The sequence below is a fragment of the Candidatus Amarolinea aalborgensis genome, from assembly GCF_900491745.1.
GTDB lineage: Bacteria > Chloroflexota > Anaerolineae > SSC4 > Amarolineaceae > Amarolinea > Amarolinea aalborgensis.
In genome coordinates this window covers 72,136-89,923 of the sequence record NZ_UETR01000015.1, presented here as the reverse complement: position 1 = coordinate 89,923, position 17,788 = coordinate 72,136, and the positions used below count along the sequence as shown (strand labels likewise).

Here is a 17,788-nt window from a genome sequence, read left to right as displayed (position 1 = left end):
AGACCGGAGACCGGAGACCGGAGACCGGAGACCGGAGACCGGAGACCGGAGACCGGAGATGGCGAAACTCCCCCTGCACACACCCGGTCTCTGGTCTCTGATCCCTGATCTCTCTTTAGAGACCCCAGAAATACGAACATCCCAGGCTGCCCGACCTGGGATGTTCATCGAAAAGGAGGAGAAGAAAGAAGAGATTCACGTCTTTGCTCACTTGTTTCTAGTGTCAGTCTAACACAAAAAAAGGCGCCAAACTGGACGCCAACCCTACGCTTGCCCTACGCTCCGGTGAACGGAGCAAACCAGTTGGAAGCCGGCGATCATGTCTCCGGCGTGAAAGCCCCGCCTTCGAGAAACACGCAGAAGGCTTCAAGATCGTTGACCAGGGTTGTGAAGCACGCAGCCAGGTCGCCAACCAGTTCGCGCAGGCGCGTGGGGCGCAGGTTGAACGTGTACACGTTGCGCACGATGTGCCTGAAGCTGCGGTACTCGTCCAGGCAATGGCGCGTCGCGCGGCTGATGACGGGCGGACGCCGGCCGCTAAGCTCACCGGACATCTGCAGCAGCAAGTCCCGATGCCAGTCAGGCCCTTGCGGCACCGAGCCATCGAATTGGCGCGCAATGACTTCCAACAACTGTTCGACGCCGGTGTAGAAACTGTGCAGGTTGAGCGCCACGCCATCGAGGTAGTCATCGTCGTTTTGTTGTGCGGCCTTGACCAGCAAGCGGTCCGTACGCTCCACCACGCGCGCAAGATCGACCAGGTTCTCACGGAGGCGCGTGGCTAAGGCATCGTAATTCTCGTTCACAGGTCTACTCCTTCCTCCTGAATGGATGTCTGCAGGCGCGGCGGAGCGGCTTCAAATTCGACCAGGTCGAACTCAAACGCGGGATCGAGGTCGAGCAGGCGGCCCAGGGCGCGCAGGTAGAGACGCTCATCCAAGCCCCACACCGCCAGGTCAATATCGGAGCGTTCGTGAAAGAACGCCGGCGCCAGGGTGGAACCAAACAGCACGACACGCTGGGCGCCAAACTCCTGCTTGAGCAACTGGCTGGCTGTCTGCGCCAGGGCCAGCGCGCGGTCGCGCCGCGCCTCCACCATCGCCCGGCGTTCCTGCTCACGCCGCTGCGCCGTGGCCCGATAGACGGCCATTTTTTCGGGTGGAATTGGCAACGTTGGTGGCATGGTACCTCACATCGTATTTTACCGCGACGATAGGCAATCAGCAAGGCGTGCAAGCGCCGTACAGCAGTTCATGAAGATGAAGAAATCAACCCGGTAACGCAGGCCGGCTATCGTTCCGTGGAAGCGGCGCGAGGGCCGTTTCTGTAGGTCCGGCCTCCTGGCCGGACGGTGTTGGTCCGCCGAGACGCCGGAGACAAAAGCTAAAGCTGTCCGGCTAGCAGGTGCAAGCCCCTGCGGGGCTGCGCGGCGGTACCTCCAGTCGGGCCGAGGGGGCCTTGCGTCTGATACGGTCAAACCCGCTCAAGCGGGTTGCGTTGGCGGCAACCTGCCTCGGCAGGTTTCGTTGTATCAGCCCGTGAATTCATTCATGGGCGGGTATCGCACGCCGTAAAGGGCGCAGCGAGCAGCCCCCAGACCCCCACCCAAGGGTCGTGACCCTGCTTCACCCGCCGTTGCGCACGTCCCCAGAGCGCAGATCAGAGGTCAGAGCAGAGAGAGGCAGAGGTTCAGAGGCCGGGGGCGACCACCCGAAAACCCACATTATTGTCGCGGGCGCCGGGCGAGTTCCCGTTACGACAGGCGCAGCGCACGGCATCATCGCCGTTGAGGAAAGAGCCGCCACGCACCACACGAGAAACATTTGTTCTACTCTGATCCTCTCGCCCGTCATCGGCCCGATATGGATAGCCGAACTCTGCACCCCAAACGCTGCGCGTCCACTCCCACACATTGCCGGCCATATCGAAGGCCTCATAAGGACTGCGGCCGGCCGCAAAAATGCCCACCGGGCTGGTATCGCCAATGCCGGTCTGGTTCATGTTGCACTTCATGGCGTCGAAGGTGTTGCCCCACGGCCAGGTGCGGCCATCCCCTGAGTCTGTCGAAGGGCCGCGCGCGGCCTTCTCCCACTCCGCCTCCGTGGGCAGGCGCACCACACGCCCCTCCTGATGGCTGCGCCAGGCGCAGTACGCGTTGGCGTCGTGCCAACTGACGTAGACCACGGGGTGGTTGCGCAGCTCGACTGGCGCGCGATGTCCTCGCCAGTGAACTGGCGGCTCGTGGTTGGTCGCCAGGACGAATTCCTCGTACTGACTGTTCGTGACCGGGTAGGCGCCGATGCGAAAATCGGCCACGAAGACGCGATGGGCCGGTTTTTCGTCATCCCAACGACTGTCATTGCTGCCCATCGTGAACTCGCCCGCGGGCACGGGAACCATCGCGTTGAAGTTCCGTGGATCGCCCACCGCGCTAAGCACAGAGCCGGCCTCGGCCCGTTCGCGTGGGGTCAGGCAGTCATGCGTGATGAGGTGGATCAGTTGCTGGCGCACACGAACGATCAATTCAGAACCCAGATCGCGACGCTGCGCCCGCGGCAAGCTGATTTCCAACAGCACCTGTCCGGCCAACCACACCCGGCGCCAATCCGCGTCAGACGCGGGCAACGTCTTGGGGCACAGCTCGTCCACCAACAGGAGCGGCTCGTTGCGATTGCCCTGCACTTGGTTGCCTACCGCCAGCAAAATCACCTCACGCCAAAGGGCGCCGCTGCCTGCCAGTTGTTTGGCCTGCTCCACGAAGTCACCCTGGCTGCTGAGCTGACAGGCAGCCAGGTATTCCTGGAAGGTGCGATGCGGAAAACGATAGAGCTGACCCGGCACCACCTCCACAAGGAGGCCCGCGCACACATTCATCACCGCCACCACCTGGTCGGCCCAATCCCTGCTCCTCTGCGGATGCAGGTCGGCCAGGGCTTGCAGGAGGGCTGTCATCGTCACGTCGGCCGTCGTCTCACGGTCGGCGCCCGCGGGCAACTGGGCATGCACGTCGTAGGCGAGGCGCCACAACGCCTCCTGCACATCATTATCCTGTAGACCAGCCTCGGTCAACAGGCGGCGCCAGGTCGTTTCCCCAACTTCTCCCTTGAGCTTGACCGCTTCCCAGCGTAACAGCAGCAGGTCCACCACGTCACGGTAGAGCAGCACGCGGGCGTCCGGCAGCTCGTCCCTGCGCGTGTGCACCACCGCCATCGTGGTCAGCAGCAGCGGATTGCGCGCCAGCCGGCGCAGGTCCTCACGGCGCACGGCGCGGCTCAGCTTGGCGGCCGAGGTCTCGGCCTCGCCGGGCGTGCGTTCGCGCATCACCGCCAGTTGGCGATACCAGGCCGTGATGAACGCATCCATCTTGTCTTCATCCAGCGGCGCCAGCTCCACCACCGTGGGCCATAGCGCGTCGGGCAAATGCCAGCGCTTGTCCTGGTAGCTGAGCACGCGGCAGGTCACGACCACGCGCAGGCTCGGGTAGGCGGTGGGCAGGTCGTTGATCATCTCTTTGATGCGCCCCAGCACTTTAGATTGGACCGGCACCTCATCCAGGCCATCCAGGAGCAAGATGGCGGCGCCGTCTGAGAGGTGGCCGTGCAGCCAATCGAAACAGTCGTCGAGGCCGGTTTCCTTGAGCCAGGACGCCAGGTACTCCAGCAGCAGGCCGGTCTTGCGCGGCGGATCGGTGGTCTTGCTCAGCCAGGCCGCCAGGTAACGTAACGTCACCGGCACGGGCAGCAGTTGGCTGGCGTCCGCGGGCCACGCCGGAAGCCGGTTGAGCCACGCGCCCCGAGGCTCCAAATTCGCATTGGCCAGGCAGTAGGCCAGGTGATTGACGAAGGTGGATTTGCCGCCGCCCGGTTCGCCCACCAACACCAGGCGCGGGGTCTGCGCCACGGCCTCCAACGCCGACCAGGGGCGCTCATCGGGGCGGCCGAGGGCCTCCACCTGCGACTCTTTACGGCCAGACGGGTTGTCCACGCGCACACGGGTTTTGGTATCGAGCGCCACGTAGACATCGGCCAGCGGCAACCTTTCTTCCACGGGCGTCTCCGCGCTGGCCGCCTTGATGTCCACCGCGGTCAGCGGTAAGAAGCGCAGGTCGGCGGCGATGCGCTGTAAGTAGCGCCGGCGCTGCTCCTCGTACTGCTTGGCCGCCTGGAAGCCGCCGGGCGTGCGGTCGGCCGGGCGCCGCGCCTCTTGGATCGCCAGCCAGATTGCCGCAGCCGTCGAAATGAGAAACAAGCCCCAGACGAACCAGCGCACGGGTTTAAGCGTTTCCTGCAGGTCGGCGGCCACCCAATTGGCGGCCAGGCCGCCAATCGCCAGGATCAGCGCAATCAGGCCGGGCAGCAGCCAGGGACGGGACGGGCGAGTGGTCATAGCGGGTTCCCTCCTTGATGGGCAGGCGCAAATGGGCGCCGCCGAAATTGTACGCCACAAGCGCCGAAACATCAAAAGGGCGTCCCCCTCGCAGGGCCGCAGCGTCAGCCCAACCTGGCGCAGGTCGGCCCGGTAAGAAGCCTTCGCCGTCGAGAACGTTATCGGTTGGCCCAACGCTGGATGGCGCAGCCAGCCTGCGCAAGGGAATCCCCCTCGCAGGGCTGCAACCAGATGACGCCCTCAGAGGCACGCGACATCCTCACACGCCAACGCTGCGATGTCCACGTTCCCCTGCGAGGGTTGGCAGCCGGGCAATCGCCCAACCTGGCGCAGGCCCGCCCGGTAAGAAGCCTTCGCCGTCAAGAACGTTATCGGTTGGCCTAACGCTGGATGGCGCAGCCAGCCTGCGCAAGGGAATCCGCAGGGCTATGACCAGATGACGATCTCAGAGGCACGCGACATCCTCACACGCCAACGCTGCGATGTCCACGTTCCCCGCGAGGGTTGGCAGCCTGGCACGTCGAACCTGGCGCAGGCCCGCCCGGTAAGGAGCCTGCGCCGTCGAGAACAGTTATCGGTTGGCCCAACGCTGGATGGCGCAGCCAGCCTGCGCAGGGAATCCCTCGCAGGGTTGCGACCAGATGACGATCTCAGAGGCACGCGACATCCTCGCACGCCAACGCTGCGATGTCCACGCACCCCTGCAAGGGTTGGCAGCCGGGCAATCGCCAACCCGGCGCAGGCCCGCCCGGTAAGGAGCCTGCGCCGTCGAGAACGTTATCGGTTGGCCTACGCTGGATGGCGCACAGCCTGCGCGGAACCGCAGGGCTGGACCGACGACGATCAGAGGCACGCGACATCCTCACACGCCAACGCTGCGATGTCCACGTCCCGCGAGGGCTGGCAGCCGGCACGCCCCCGCGCAGGCCCGCCCGGTAAGAAGCCTCGCCGTCGAGAACGTTCTCGGTTGGCCCGACGCTGGATGGCGCAGCCAGCCTGCGCAAGGGAATCCTTCGCAGGGCTGCGACCAGATGACGATCTCAGAGGCACGCGACATCCTACACGCCAACGCTGGCGATGTCCACGTTCCCCTGCGAGGGTTGGCAGCCGGGCAATCGCCCAACCTGGCGCAGGCCGCCCGGTAAGAAGCCTGCGCCGTCGAGAACGTTCTCGGTTGGCCTGACGCTGGATGGCGCAGCCAGCCCGGCAAGGAATCCCCGCAGGGCTGCGACCAGATGACGATCTCAGAGGCACGCGACATCCTCACACGCCAACGCTGCGATGTCCACGTTCCCCTGCGAGGGTTGGCAGCCGGGCAACGCTCCAACCCGGCGCAGGCCCGCCGGTAAGAAGCCTGCGCCGTCGAGAACGTTCTCGGTTGGCCCGACGCTGGATGGCGCAGCCAGCCTGCGCAAGGGAATCCCCCTCGCAGGGCTGCGACCAGATGACGATCTCAGAGTCACGCGACATCCTCACACGCCAACGCTGCGATGTCCACGTTCCCCTGCGAGGGTTGGCGGCCGGACAATCGCCCAACCTTGCGCAGGCCCGCCCGGTAAGAAGCCTTCGCCGTCAAGAACGTTATCGGTTGGCCCAGCGCTGGATGGCGCAGCCAGCCTGCGCAAGGGAATCCCCCTCGCAGGGCTGCAACCAGATGACGATCTCAGAGGCACGCGGCATCCTCACACGCCAACGCTGCGATGTCCACGTTCCCCTGCGAGGGTTGGCAGCCGGGCAATCGCCCAACCTGGCGCAGGCCCGCCCGGTAAGAAGCCTTCGCCGTCGAGAACGTTCTCGGTTGGCCCGACGCTGGATGGCGCAGCCAGCCTGCGCAAGGGGACGTCCTTCCCGCACGTCACAAAGTTGACAGGAGACGCTGTCTGAATAGAATGACCCAACCGCGGGCATCATGATCTTCGATAGCCCTTTTCTCGCTCACAATACACAGGTGAATGCAGCACATACCGCCAAACTGACGCAGTGCGCCATAAGAAATCAGAAAATCGGGCAGCGCGTATGATATGGCGCATATGACCGTTTTGTCACGACGCCTATAATTCCGCTTGTTCATTTTGTCACAGGCTGAGTACAGATTACGACGATAAGTTACCTATGCGCAGGGCGCACAACCGTGGAGGAGAAGTCCTTCACGTTTTTGCGCCGTTGCGTCAAAGCATTTTCAGGTTAGGAGGAACCATTCGATGGCCGGACTGGATACCCAAACCCTCAATATGGTGTTGTCCACGCTGCAAAAATATGCAGAGCGTGAACTGACCAACGCCTACTTGCTTGAGCTGGATTATAAGGATGAATTCCCACATGATGTCCTGCAGGCGCTCTACGGCGACGTAGGCCTGCATTTGCTCTTCATTCCCGAAGAGTTCGACGGCATGGGCGGCGGCGCCTATGACATCTATCGCATCTCCGAAGTGATGGCCGGCATTGACCTGGGCATCGCCACCGGCGTGCTTGCCACTTTCCTGGGCAGCGACCCGATTACCGTAGGCGGCACGCCTGAGCAAAAGGCCCATTGGATGGGTCGCATCGCCAACGAGGGCCTGCTGGTGGCCTACGGCGCCACGGAGCCACAGGCCGGCAGCGACCTCGGCTCGCTGAAGACCAAGGCCGAGCCGGTGATCGAAGACGGCAAGGTGACCGGTTATCATATCACCGGCCGCAAGCAGTGGATCAGCAACGGCGGCGTCGCCAAAATTTACACCATCCTCGCGAACGCGCCGGGCGGCCCGAGCTGGTTTGTGGTGGAGCACGACGCCGAAGGCTTCACGAAGGGCAAGCCAGAGGACAAGCACGGCATTCGCGCCAGCAACACGGCGGCCCTCTTCCTGGACAATGTCTATGTGCCGGCCGACCGCCTGGTGGGCGGCGTGGAAGGACAGGGACTGGTGCAGGCGCAGGCGGTCTTTGGTTACACCCGCTTGATGGTGGCCGCGTTCGGCCTGGGCGGCGGCTGGGCCGCGCTCAAGCGGACCATTCCCTACTCCCAGGTGCGCATTCAAGGCGGCGCGCCGCTGAGCCAGAAGCAGGGCTACACGCACAAGCTGATCGTGCCCAATGCCGTGCGCCTGGAAGCGGCCCGTTCTTACATTGAATGGACCGCCGAACGTCTCGATGGCGGCGAGCCTGATCTGCAAACCGAAGGCGCCGTGGCGAAGTACCTGGCGACCGAAGCCGGCAACAAGGCGGCCGAAGACTCCATCCAGGCCCACGGCGGCTATGGCTATACCAAAGAATACATGGTGGAGAAGATCAAGCGCGATGTCAAGATCACCACTATTTATGAAGGCACCTCGGAAATCATGGAATGGACCATCGCCCGCGACCGCTGGCAGCTGCACCTGAAGACCCGCGGCGCCTACTACAACGACTGGGCTGCGCGCCTGGACAAGGTGCACCGCACGGAGCCGTACAACGGCGCGGCTGCCGCGGCCATGGCCCTGCGCGCATTAGCTGTGGTGCTGGAACGCTGTCGCATTGACCGCCTGACGCGCAACCAGCACATCCTCTTCCGCCTGGGCGAGTTGATCGCCTACGCGGAGACGGCGGCCATCTTTGCCGAGCGCGTGCAGTCCCATCCCACGACGGCGATTCCGCTCGATGTGGCAACCCGCCAGGCCATGGCCCGCATCCATGCACGCGACGCCGCGCTCAAGGTCGCGGACGAAGGTCTGCGCTGGGCCATCGGCGCTGGGCAAACCGATCCCAACCTGGCCGGATCCCTCAATCTGCCGGGCATCTACCAGGCGCAGGCCGGACTGATCGAGGACATGGATTTCGTCAGCAAGAAGCTCAATGAGGCGTTTCCGGCCGAGTAGCAGCTGATCAAGCCGCGCGTAATGATGCGCTCGGCTGGCAATGAGGAGTACAAGACATGAATCAAACCGCAGACCGTGCCATTGCGGTGGTGGGCGTGGGCGCTGTCCTGCCGGATGCGCCCAACGCCCCCGCGTTTTGGAAAAACATCCGCACCAAGCGCTACAGCATCACCGATGTGCCGCCAGAGCGCTGGAGCGCGGCCGATTATTATGACCCGGACCCCAGCGCGCCGGACAAGACCTACAGCAAGATTGGCGCCTGGGTGCGTGGTTTTCAGTTCGATTGGAAGCAGTTTCGCATCCCGCCCAAAGTGGCCGCGGCGATGGACGAGAGCCAGCAGTGGGCTGTGACCATCGCCGCCGAGGCGTTGGCCGACTACGGCTACCCCAATCGGCCGTTGAACACGGAACGCACCGGCGTGATCCTGGGCACCGCGATGGGCGGCGAGCTGCATTATGCCAGCAGTCTGCGCATTTTCTTCCCGGAATATGCGCACGCGTTGGCAGATGCCGCGGCATTCAAACAGCTGCCGGCTGACGTGCGCGAGGCCTTGATGGCCGACGTACGCGAGATGGTCCACGAGCGCTTCCCTAACATCACCGAAGATACGATGCCTGGCGAGCTGGCCAACATTGTGGCCGGCCGCATCGCCAACGTCTTCAACTTGCGCGGCCCGAGCTTCATCACCGACGCGGCCTGCGCGTCCACCTTTGCCGCGGTCGAAGCGGCCGTGGAAAACCTGATCAATTTCCGCTGCGATGCGGTGCTGACGGGCGGCGTAGACCGCAACATGGGGGCGAACAGCTTCGTAAAATTCAGCAAGATTGGCGCGCTCAGCGCCAGCGGCAGCCGGCCATTCGGCGACGGCGCGGATGGCTTCGTGATGGGTGAAGGCGCGGCTGCGTTTTTGCTCAAGCGCTTGAGCGACGCCGAACGCGACGGCGACAAAATTTACGCCGTGATTCGCGGCGTCGGCGGCTCCAGCGACGGCAAAGGCAAAGGCATTACGGCGCCCAATCCGATCGGCCAGCGGTTAGCCACGCAGCGCGCGTGGGAAAACGCCGGGCTCGACCCTGCCAGCGCGACGTTGGACGAAGCGCACGGCACCAGCACCAAGGTGGGCGACGTGGTGGAAGTGGAAAGCCTGGCGACCATCTTCGGGAATGCGCCGGTCGGCAGCATCGCCATCGGATCGGCTAAGAGCAACATCGGCCATCTGAAGGCCGGCGCGGCGCAGCCGGTCTGCTGAAGGCCGTGATGGCGGTGTACGACAAGGTGCTGCCGCCCACGCTCAATGCACAGAAGCCCAATCCGAACCTCCATTTCGAAGCCATGCCATTCTTCGTCAACCACGACCTGCAGGCCTGGCCGCAGCCGGCCCACGGCCCACGTCGGGCCGGGGTGAGCGCGTATGGCTTTGGCGGCACGAATTTCCATGTCGTGGTGGAAGAGCATGTGCCGGGCGCTTTGGGTCGCGAAGCGGCGACCTATGCTGGCGTGAACGTCCCCAGCAGCCAGGCGCAGCCAGCCGCCAGCGCGGCCGCAACCGCGGCGCCGCCGGCCAGCGCAGGCCCCGTCACCCTACACGCGCCGACCAAGACGCCGCTGCGCGGTATCCTGGCGGTGGGCGCGGCGTCGCCGGTTGAGCTCAAGGATAAACTCGATGCGCTGTGGCGTCGCGTCGAAGATGGCTGGACGCCGCCCATCGCGCCGCCCGCCGCGGCCGACCTGACCGCGCAGGAGCGCCTGGTCATTGACTTTGGCGCGGCCGATGAGCTGCTCGACCGGCTGGGCAAAGCGCGTAAGGCCGCCGGTTTTGACAACGCCGCGGCCTGGAAGGCGCTGCAGGGCCAGGGCGTCTTCCGCGGCAGCGGCCCCAAACCGGGCAAGGTAGCCTTCCTCTTCCCGGGTCAGGGCAGCCAGTATGCCAACATGGGGCGTGAGCTGGCTGCGGCCGATCCGGTGGTGGCCGAGGTCTTTGCCGAGGGCGACCGCGTGATGACGCCCATCCTGGGCAAACCGCTCACCAGCTACATCTTCGTGGACAGCCATGATCCCGAGGCCATGAAACGCGTCGAGCGCGACCTGATGCAGACCGCGATCACGCAGCCGGCCATGCTGACGATTGACACTGCTATCTATAAACTGCTGGCAACGTACGGGCAGTACCCAGACATGGTCATGGGCCACTCGCTCGGCGAATATGGCGCACTGATTGCCGCAGGCATCATGCCTTTTGCGGACGCGCTGGAAGCTGCAGCCGCGCGCGGCAGCGAGATGACCAAGGTCAGCATGGGCGACAACGGCTGGATGGCCGCAGTCATGGCGCCGTACAGCGTGATCGAAGAGACGCTGCCGAAGATCAAGGGCTATGTGGTCGCGGCCAACATCAACAGCTACAGTCAATCGGTGATTGGCGGCGAGAGCAAATCCGTGGAAGAGGCCATCGGCGTCTTCAACGGCATGGGCTATCAGGCGGTGCGCCTGCCGGTCAGCCACGCCTTCCACACACGCATTGTGGCCCCGGCCAGCAAACCGCTGCGCCAGGTGCTGAACCGCCTGCGCATCTCCCCGCCGCACCTGCCGCTGGTCGGCAACGTCTACGGCGAGTTCTATCCCAATGATGTCGAAGGCATCAAGGACCTGCTAGAATTGCAAATCGCCTCGCCCGTGCAGTGGATCAAGGGCTTGGAGACGCTCTACGCGGCAGGCGCGCGCACCTTCGTCGAAGTCGGCGCCAAAAAGGCGCTCAAAGGCCTGGTGGACGACGTCCTGGGCAGCAAGCCTGATGTCGTTTCGCTCTTCACCAATCATCCCAAGACCGGCGAGCTGCCAAGTTTCAACCAGGCGCTGTGCGGGCTGTATGCGGCTGGTTACGGTTTGACTGCCAACCAGCCGGCCTGGGAACTGAGAGACCAGAAACCGAACGCCGCGGCGGAAGCTTCCGTGCCCGCGCCGGCGTCATCGGTTAGTGCGGCGGCCGCGCCTTCGGCGCCTGCTGCTGCGACCATGCCAATCGAACAGGATTTTGCCATGCCCAACATGCCGTCCCTTCCTCCGGCGCAAGCCTTCCAGATGATGGGCCAGATGTTTGCCCAGATGATGCAAACGATGGCTCAGCCGGCGCCCAAGACCTTCGACCGCAACGACGCGCCGCAAGGCTCCATCGTCATCAGCGGCACCGGACTTGGACTTCCGGGCGTCAACAAATCGGTGATGGACCCAGACAACGCACTGCGCATCCTGCGCGGCGAACAGTTTGTGGACCTGATCCCCGAACGTTTCCGTCGCGTCATGGCCGAAAAACACGTCACCCGTGTGGTCAAGGCTGCAGATGGCAGCGGCAGCTTCGAGACCATCACCGATTCCGGTGAAGTGATCAAGCTGGCCGGCCGCGCAGGCAGCTTCGACCTGAGCGAAGAGTACGGCGTGCCGGACAAGCTGGTGGAGGCGCTGGATATCACCACCCAACTGGCGATGGCTGCCGGCCTGGACGCGCTGCGCGAAGCCGGCATTCCATTGGTTCAAACCTGGAAGCGCACCAGCACAGGCCGCTACCTGCCCGACCGCTGGATGCTGCCGGAGAGTCTGCGCGACGAAACCGGCATCATCTTTGCCAGCGCCTTCCCCGGCGGCGACCGTTTCGCCGATGAGATGAGGCGTTACTACCTCTGGCAAGAGCGCCTGCACCATCTGGAGATGCTGCAAGCGTTGCGCGGCTACGTCAATGAGAACCAGGCCCTACTGGAACTAGACCGGCGCATCAACGCCGCGCGCGACGATCTGGCGCGAGAACCGTACGTCTTCGACCGTCGCTTCCTCTTCCGCATCCTGGCCATGGGCCACAGCCAGTTCGCCGAATACATCGGCGCGCGTGGGCCTAACACCCAGGTCAACGCCGCGTGCGCCAGCACCGCGCAAGGCGTGTCTATTGCCGAGGACTGGATTCGCGGCGGCCGCTGCCGGCGCGTGATCGTGGTCGGCGCGGACGACGTGACCAGCGACAACCTGATGGAATGGGTGGGCGCGGGCTTCCTGGCAACCGGCGCGGCTGCCACCGACGATAAAGTGGAAGAAGCAGCGCTGCCGTTCGACCGTCGCCGCCACGGCACCCTCCTGGGCATGGGCGCGTGCGCCCTGGTCGTGGAAAGCGAAGACGCGGTGCGCGAGCGCGGGATGCGCGGCATCGTTGAACTGCTGAGCAGCGAGACCAACAACAGCGCCTTCCACGGCACCCGTCTGGACGTAGACCACATTGCCCTGGTGATGAACAACCTGGTGATCGCAGCCGAGCGTCGCTTCGGCGTAGACCGCCGCACGATGGCGCCGCAGATGGTCTTCATGTCACATGAAACCTTCACGCCGGCCCGCGGGGGCAGCGCCGCCGCCGAGGTCATCGCGCTGCGCAGCACCTTCGGCGATGTCACCAACCAAATCATTATGGCGAACACGAAGGGCTTCACCGGCCACCCGATGGGGGTCGGCGTCGAGGACGTGATCGCGGTCAAGATTCTGGAGTACGGGATCGTACCGCCCGTGCCCAACTTCAAGGAAGTGGATCCAGACCTGGGCATGCTCAATCTCAGCCGCGGCGGCCGCTACCCGGTGCAGTACGCGCTGCACCTGGCGGCCGGCTTTGGCTCGCAGATTGCCATGACCCTGACGCGGCGCATCCCCGGCGCGTTCGATCGCACCGACAACAAGGCGCTCTACCAGCGTTGGCTGGAGGACGTCAGCGGTTACGATCGCGCCGAAACCGAGGTGGTCAAGCGCGTGCTGCGCATCCGCAGCGAAGCAGCTCCCATGCGCCAACCCGCGCCGAGCACCTGGCGTGTGGGCACCGGCCCTGTCGTGCGTACGCTGGCTGCCGGCGATGGCGCGGGCGTAGCTCACCCAATGCCGGCGCCGATGGTCATCGCGCCGCCTGCAGCGCCAGCCATTGCGGCGCCCCCGGCCGTGACGGCCCCGCCGCCTGCACCGCTTGCGCCAAAACCTGCCCCCAGCGAGACTCCACCAGCGCCTGCAGCGCCAGTCGCCCAGCCCGTCGCGCCTGCGGCGCCAATCACCCAGCCTGTCGCGCCTGTAGCGTCAGTCACCCAGCCTGTCGCGCCTGCGGCGCCAGCGCCAGCGCCGGTGATGGTTGAAGCGCCGGCCGCGCCCGCCAAAGATACCGTCGTCGAACGGGTCCTGGCCTTGGTGGCTGAAAAGACCGGCTATCCGAGCGATATGCTTGACTTGGAACTCGACCTGGAGGCGGACCTGGGCATTGACACGGTCAAGCAGGCCGAAACCTTCGCCGCCGTGCGCGATGCCTTCGGTATTCCGCGCCGCGACGACATCAAGCTGCGCGATTATGCCACGCTCAAGCGCGTGGTGGATTTCGTGCGCGAGAGCCGGCCGGATTTGGCGGCAGAGCAAAGGCCAGAGGTCCAAGAGCAGAGATCAGAGACCAGAGATCAGGCCACGGGGCCGGGTGCGATGGCCGCGCCGACGAGCGTCGCGGCGCCAAGCCCAATCTCCGACCTCCGATCTCCGGTGATTGACAAAGTCCTTGCGATTGTGGCTGAGAAGACCGGCTACCCCAGCGACATGCTCGACCTGGAGCTGGACATGGAGGCTGACCTGGGCATAGACACGGTCAAGCAGGCCGAAACCTTCGCCGCCATCCGGGAGGCGTTCGACATTCCACGCCGTGACGACGTCAAGCTGCGCGACTACCCCACGCTCAAGCGCGTGGTGGATTTCGTGCGCGAGAGCCGGCCCGATTTGGCAGAGGACCGAAGACCAGAGACCAGAGACCAGGCCACGGGGCAGAGTCCGATGGCCGCGCCGACGAGCGTCGCGGCGCCAGGCCCAGTCTCCAATCTCCAATCTCCAATCTCAGTCACCTCCGCAGCCGGATCGCCGATTGTGGACAAAGTGCTTGCCATTGTTGCGGACAAGACCGGCTATCCGCAGGACATGCTCGATCTGGAACTCGACATGGAGGCCGACCTGGGCATTGACACGGTCAAGCAGGCCGAGACCTTCGCCGCCATCCGGGAGGCGTTCGATATTCCGCGCCGCGACGAGGTCAAGCTGCGCGACTACCCCACGCTCAAGCGCGTGGTAGATTTCGTGCGCGAGAGCCGGCCGGATTTGGCGGAGGACCGAAGACCAGAGACCAGAGACCAGGCCACGGGGCAGAGTCCGACGGCCGCGCCGACGAGCGTCGCGGCGCCAAGCCCGATCTCCGATCTCCGATCTCCGGTCGCAGCATCCTCTGATCTCCGATCTCAGGTCACTGGCAAGGTTTTGACCGTGGTTGCGGAGAAGACAGGTTACCCCGAAGATATGCTGGATCTGGAGCTGGACATGGAGGCCGACCTGGGTATTGACACGGTCAAGCAGGCCGAGACCTTCGCTGCCATCCGCCAGGCCTTTGACATCCCGCGGCGCGATGACATCAAACTGCGCGACTACCCCACCCTGGCGAGTGTGATCCAGTTCGTGCTGTCGAACCGGCCAGACCTCGCGGGAGGCCAGAGAACAGAGACCAGAGACCAGGCCACGGGGCAGGGTGCGGCAACCGCGCCAAGCCAGATCTCCGATCTCAGATCTCCGGTCTCAACCACCTCCGATCTCCGATCAACGGTGACGGACAAGGTGCTGACGGTGGTTGCCGAAAAAACCGGCTATCCGCAGGATATGCTGGACCTGGAGCTGGACATGGAGGCCGACCTGGGCATTGACACGGTCAAGCAGGCCGAGACCTTCTCCGCCATTCGCCAGGCCTTTGACATCCCGCGGCGCGATGACATCAAGCTGCGCGACTACCCCACCCTGGCGAGCGTGATCCAGTTCGTGCTGTCGAATCGGCCGGATTTGGCCGGAGAGCAGAGACCAGAGACCAGAGATCAGGTCACGGGGCAGGGTGCGATGGCCGCGGCGCCAGGCACGGTCTCCAATCTCCAGTCTCCAATCTCAGTCCCCCCTCCGCCGAAGCCCAAAGCCATCGTCAAGACCTTCGGCACACTAGAAGAGTCGGAAAGAGCGCCGCGGCGTGTGGTGGTGCCATCAGTGCGGCCCGCGTTGGAGTTCTGCAAGCCGACCGGCGTGGCGCTCGATGCGAGCAGTCGCGTCGTCGTGATGATGGACAAGGGCGGAGTGGGCAAGGCCCTGGTCAGCCGCTTGCAGAAGCGCGGCGTGACCGTGTTGGTGCTGGAAGATGCGCCGGCGATGGATGCGCTCGTTGGGCAGCTGCAAGACTGGTTGGCGGCCGGCCCCATCCAGGGCGTCTATTGGCTGCCGGCGCTTGACGCTGAGCCAGGGCTGGAAGAAATGGACCTGGCGGCCTGGCGCGAAGCTAACCGCGTGCGGGTCAAGAACCTCTACGCCACGATGCGCGCGTTGTTCCAGGCGGTCAGCGGCCCGGCCAACTTCCTGGTGGCGGGCGTACGCCTGGGCGGATTGCACGGCTACGGCCCGGAGGGCGCATTGGCGCCGCTCGGCGGCGGCGTGGTCGGTTTCAGCAAGGCTTTCAAGCGCGAGCGTGAGCAGGCGCTGGTCAAAGCGGTGGACTTCGACGCCAGCCGCAAGACCGCAGAGCCAGCCGAGGCCCTGATTGCAGAAACACTGTTCGACCCCGGCGTCATCGAGGTCGGTTACCGGGACGGCGTCCGCTACTCGCCAACCCTGCAAGTGCTGCCTGCGCGTGACGGCAGCGCTGGCCTGACCTTGGGCAAGGAAACGGTATTTGTGGTCACGGGCGCAGCCGGCGGCATCACCAGCGCCATCACCACCGATCTGGCGGTCGCCAGCGAAGGGATCTTCTATCTGTTGGATGTCGTGCCGCCGCCGCAGCGCGACGATGAAGACATCCGCCTTTTCCGCAGCGACAAAGAAGCGCTGAAGAAGGCGCTGATCGAACGTGCCCGCGCCGCCGGCAAGAAGCCAACGCCCGTGGAAATTGACAAACAGATCATCACCATCGAGCGTAACGAAGCCGCGCTGCGTGCGATCGAAACCGTGGAAGCGGCCGGCGGCACCGCGCACTACCACAGCATCAATCTGCTCGACGGAGAGTCGGTGGCCGCGGTGGTGGCGGACATTCGCCAGCGATACGGGCGCATTGATGTGCTTCTGCACGCCGGCGGCCTGCTGATTGACAAACCGCTGCCGGACAAGGAACCAAACCAGTTCGCCCTGGTCTACGACGTCAAGGCGGACGGGTTCTTCAACCTGCTTAAGGCCGCGACGGGAATGCCGATTGGCGCCACCGTGGTCTTCAGCTCAGTGGCCGGCCGCTTCGGCAACGCCGCGCAGAGCGACTACAGCGCGGCCAATGACCTGCTGTGCAAAATCAGCAGCAGCATGAAGGCCTGGCGTCCCCAGACCCGCGGCATTGCCCTGGACTGGACGGCGTGGGGCAGCATTGGCATGGCGACGCGCGGCTCGGTGCCCAAGGTCATGGAGATGTTGGGCATTGATATGCTGCCGCCCGAAGTGGGCGTCCCCACGATCCGCCGCGAGCTGACCTACAGCGCGTTCAGAGGCGAAATCGTCGTCGGCCAGCGGCTGGGCGCGCTGATGAGTGAACAAGACGTGACCGGCGGCCTGGATGTAGACAAGGTTCAGGCGATGTTGGCGAAACGCCAGCGACCGCTGCCGATGATTGGCGTGGTGAAGGCGGCGCGGCTCTACGGCGGCCTGGAGGTGGAAACCACCCTCGATCCGAACGCGCAGCCCTTCCTGTTCGATCATCGAATTGACGGCGTCCCCGTCCTGCCTGGCGTGATGGGCACGGAGAGCTTTGCCGAGTTGGCGACGCTCCTCTTCCCCGGCTACCAGGTGGCTGCGATCGAGAATGAGCAGTTCATGGCGCCGTTCAAGTTCTTCCGCCACCAGCCGCGCACGCTGTACCTGGAGGCAACGGCTCGCGCCGGCGCCAACGGGGAGATCGTAGCGCACACCACGCTGACCGGCGCCACGCCGGCGCCCAAGCCAGAGCTGCCTCCGCAGGTTAAGGTTCACTTCACGGCCGATGTGCGGCTGACGGCAGCCGAGCTGGAGTCACCCACGGTCGCCAGCCTGCCGGCGCCGATTGGCAAGACCGTCGCCGCGGCTGACATCTACAAGATCTACTTCCACGGCCCGGCCTACCAGGTGCTGGATGAGGTCGGCATGGCAGGCGGCGTTGTGGTCGGTCGGATGACGCACCTCCTGCCGCCCAACACCGCGCCGGACACGGCCGAAACCGTGATGGCGCCGCGGCTGATCGAGTTCTGCTTCCAAACCGCGGGCATTTGGGAAATGGCGACAACCGGCGTCATGGCGCTGCCGATGGCGATTGGGCGGGTTACAGCCTATCGCCAGCCGGAGCAGGCCAACGGCCAGCGGCTCTACGCATGCGTAACGCCGGTGGATGGCGGCAAATCCTTCGACGCCGTCGTCGTAGACGAGAGCGGCAACGTCTACGTGGACATGCGCGGCTACCGGACTGTACCCATGCCCGGCAGCGTCAGCGCTGATCTGCTGGCGCCGCTGCAAGCAATTCTGGCGTAAGCAGTGGAGCAAGCAAGACTTCGGA

The 17,788-nt window shown here is 64.6% G+C and carries 6 protein-coding genes; 3 read left to right on the top strand and 3 right to left on the bottom strand.

The window, feature by feature from the left end; genetic code table 11:
• Positions 1-317 precede the first annotated feature (317 nt).
• From ACPQ6D_RS16855 to ACPQ6D_RS16845, 3 genes are all read right to left on the bottom strand, one after another.
• Complete coding sequence (locus tag ACPQ6D_RS16855) at positions 318-806, bottom strand: ribonuclease toxin HepT-like protein (protein WP_423225516.1); 489 nt, start codon at positions 804-806, stop codon at positions 318-320.
• On the bottom strand, positions 803-1,183 hold the full coding sequence (locus ACPQ6D_RS16850) for a nucleotidyltransferase family protein (protein ID WP_423225515.1): 381 nt from the start codon (positions 1,181-1,183) through the stop codon (positions 803-805). The genes ACPQ6D_RS16855 and ACPQ6D_RS16850 overlap by 4 nt, the downstream gene beginning before the upstream one ends.
• A 506-nt stretch (positions 1,184-1,689) precedes the next feature.
• On the bottom strand, positions 1,690-4,386 hold the full coding sequence (locus tag ACPQ6D_RS16845) for an SUMF1/EgtB/PvdO family nonheme iron enzyme (RefSeq protein WP_423225514.1): 2,697 nt from the start codon (positions 4,384-4,386) through the stop codon (positions 1,690-1,692).
• A 2,201-nt stretch (positions 4,387-6,587) separates the two neighbouring features.
• Between ACPQ6D_RS16845 and ACPQ6D_RS16840 the strand changes: the two genes are divergently transcribed.
• Genes ACPQ6D_RS16840 through ACPQ6D_RS16830 form a run of 3 tightly spaced genes read left to right on the top strand, consistent with a single transcriptional unit; the run spans position 6,588 to position 17,763 of the window.
• Positions 6,588-8,219: an acyl-CoA dehydrogenase family protein gene (locus ACPQ6D_RS16840; protein WP_423225513.1), complete on the top strand. Its 1,632-nt coding sequence runs from the start codon at positions 6,588-6,590 to the stop codon at positions 8,217-8,219.
• Positions 8,220-8,275: 56 nt separating this feature from the next.
• Positions 8,276-9,469, top strand: a complete 1,194-nt coding sequence (locus ACPQ6D_RS16835) for a beta-ketoacyl [acyl carrier protein] synthase domain-containing protein (protein WP_423225512.1) — start codon at positions 8,276-8,278, stop codon at positions 9,467-9,469.
• An 8-nt stretch (positions 9,470-9,477) separates the two neighbouring features.
• Positions 9,478-17,763: an SDR family NAD(P)-dependent oxidoreductase gene (locus ACPQ6D_RS16830; RefSeq protein ID WP_423225511.1), complete on the top strand. Its 8,286-nt coding sequence runs from the start codon at positions 9,478-9,480 to the stop codon at positions 17,761-17,763.
• Positions 17,764-17,788 lie beyond the last annotated feature (25 nt).

What these genes read in the sequence shown, in the direction of transcription:
- ACPQ6D_RS16830 (WP_423225511.1), top strand. Translation starts at nt 9,478, where the DNA reads ATGGCGGTGTACGACAAGGTGCTGCCGCCCACGCTCAATGCACAGAAG.
- ACPQ6D_RS16840 (WP_423225513.1), top strand. Translation starts at nt 6,588, where the DNA reads ATGGCCGGACTGGATACCCAAACCCTCAATATGGTGTTGTCCACGCTG.
- ACPQ6D_RS16850 (WP_423225515.1), bottom strand. Translation starts at nt 1,183, where the DNA reads ATGCCACCAACGTTGCCAATTCCACCCGAAAAAATGGCCGTCTATCGG.
- ACPQ6D_RS16845 (WP_423225514.1), bottom strand. Translation starts at nt 4,386, where the DNA reads ATGACCACTCGCCCGTCCCGTCCCTGGCTGCTGCCCGGCCTGATTGCG.
- ACPQ6D_RS16835 (WP_423225512.1), top strand. Translation starts at nt 8,276, where the DNA reads ATGAATCAAACCGCAGACCGTGCCATTGCGGTGGTGGGCGTGGGCGCT.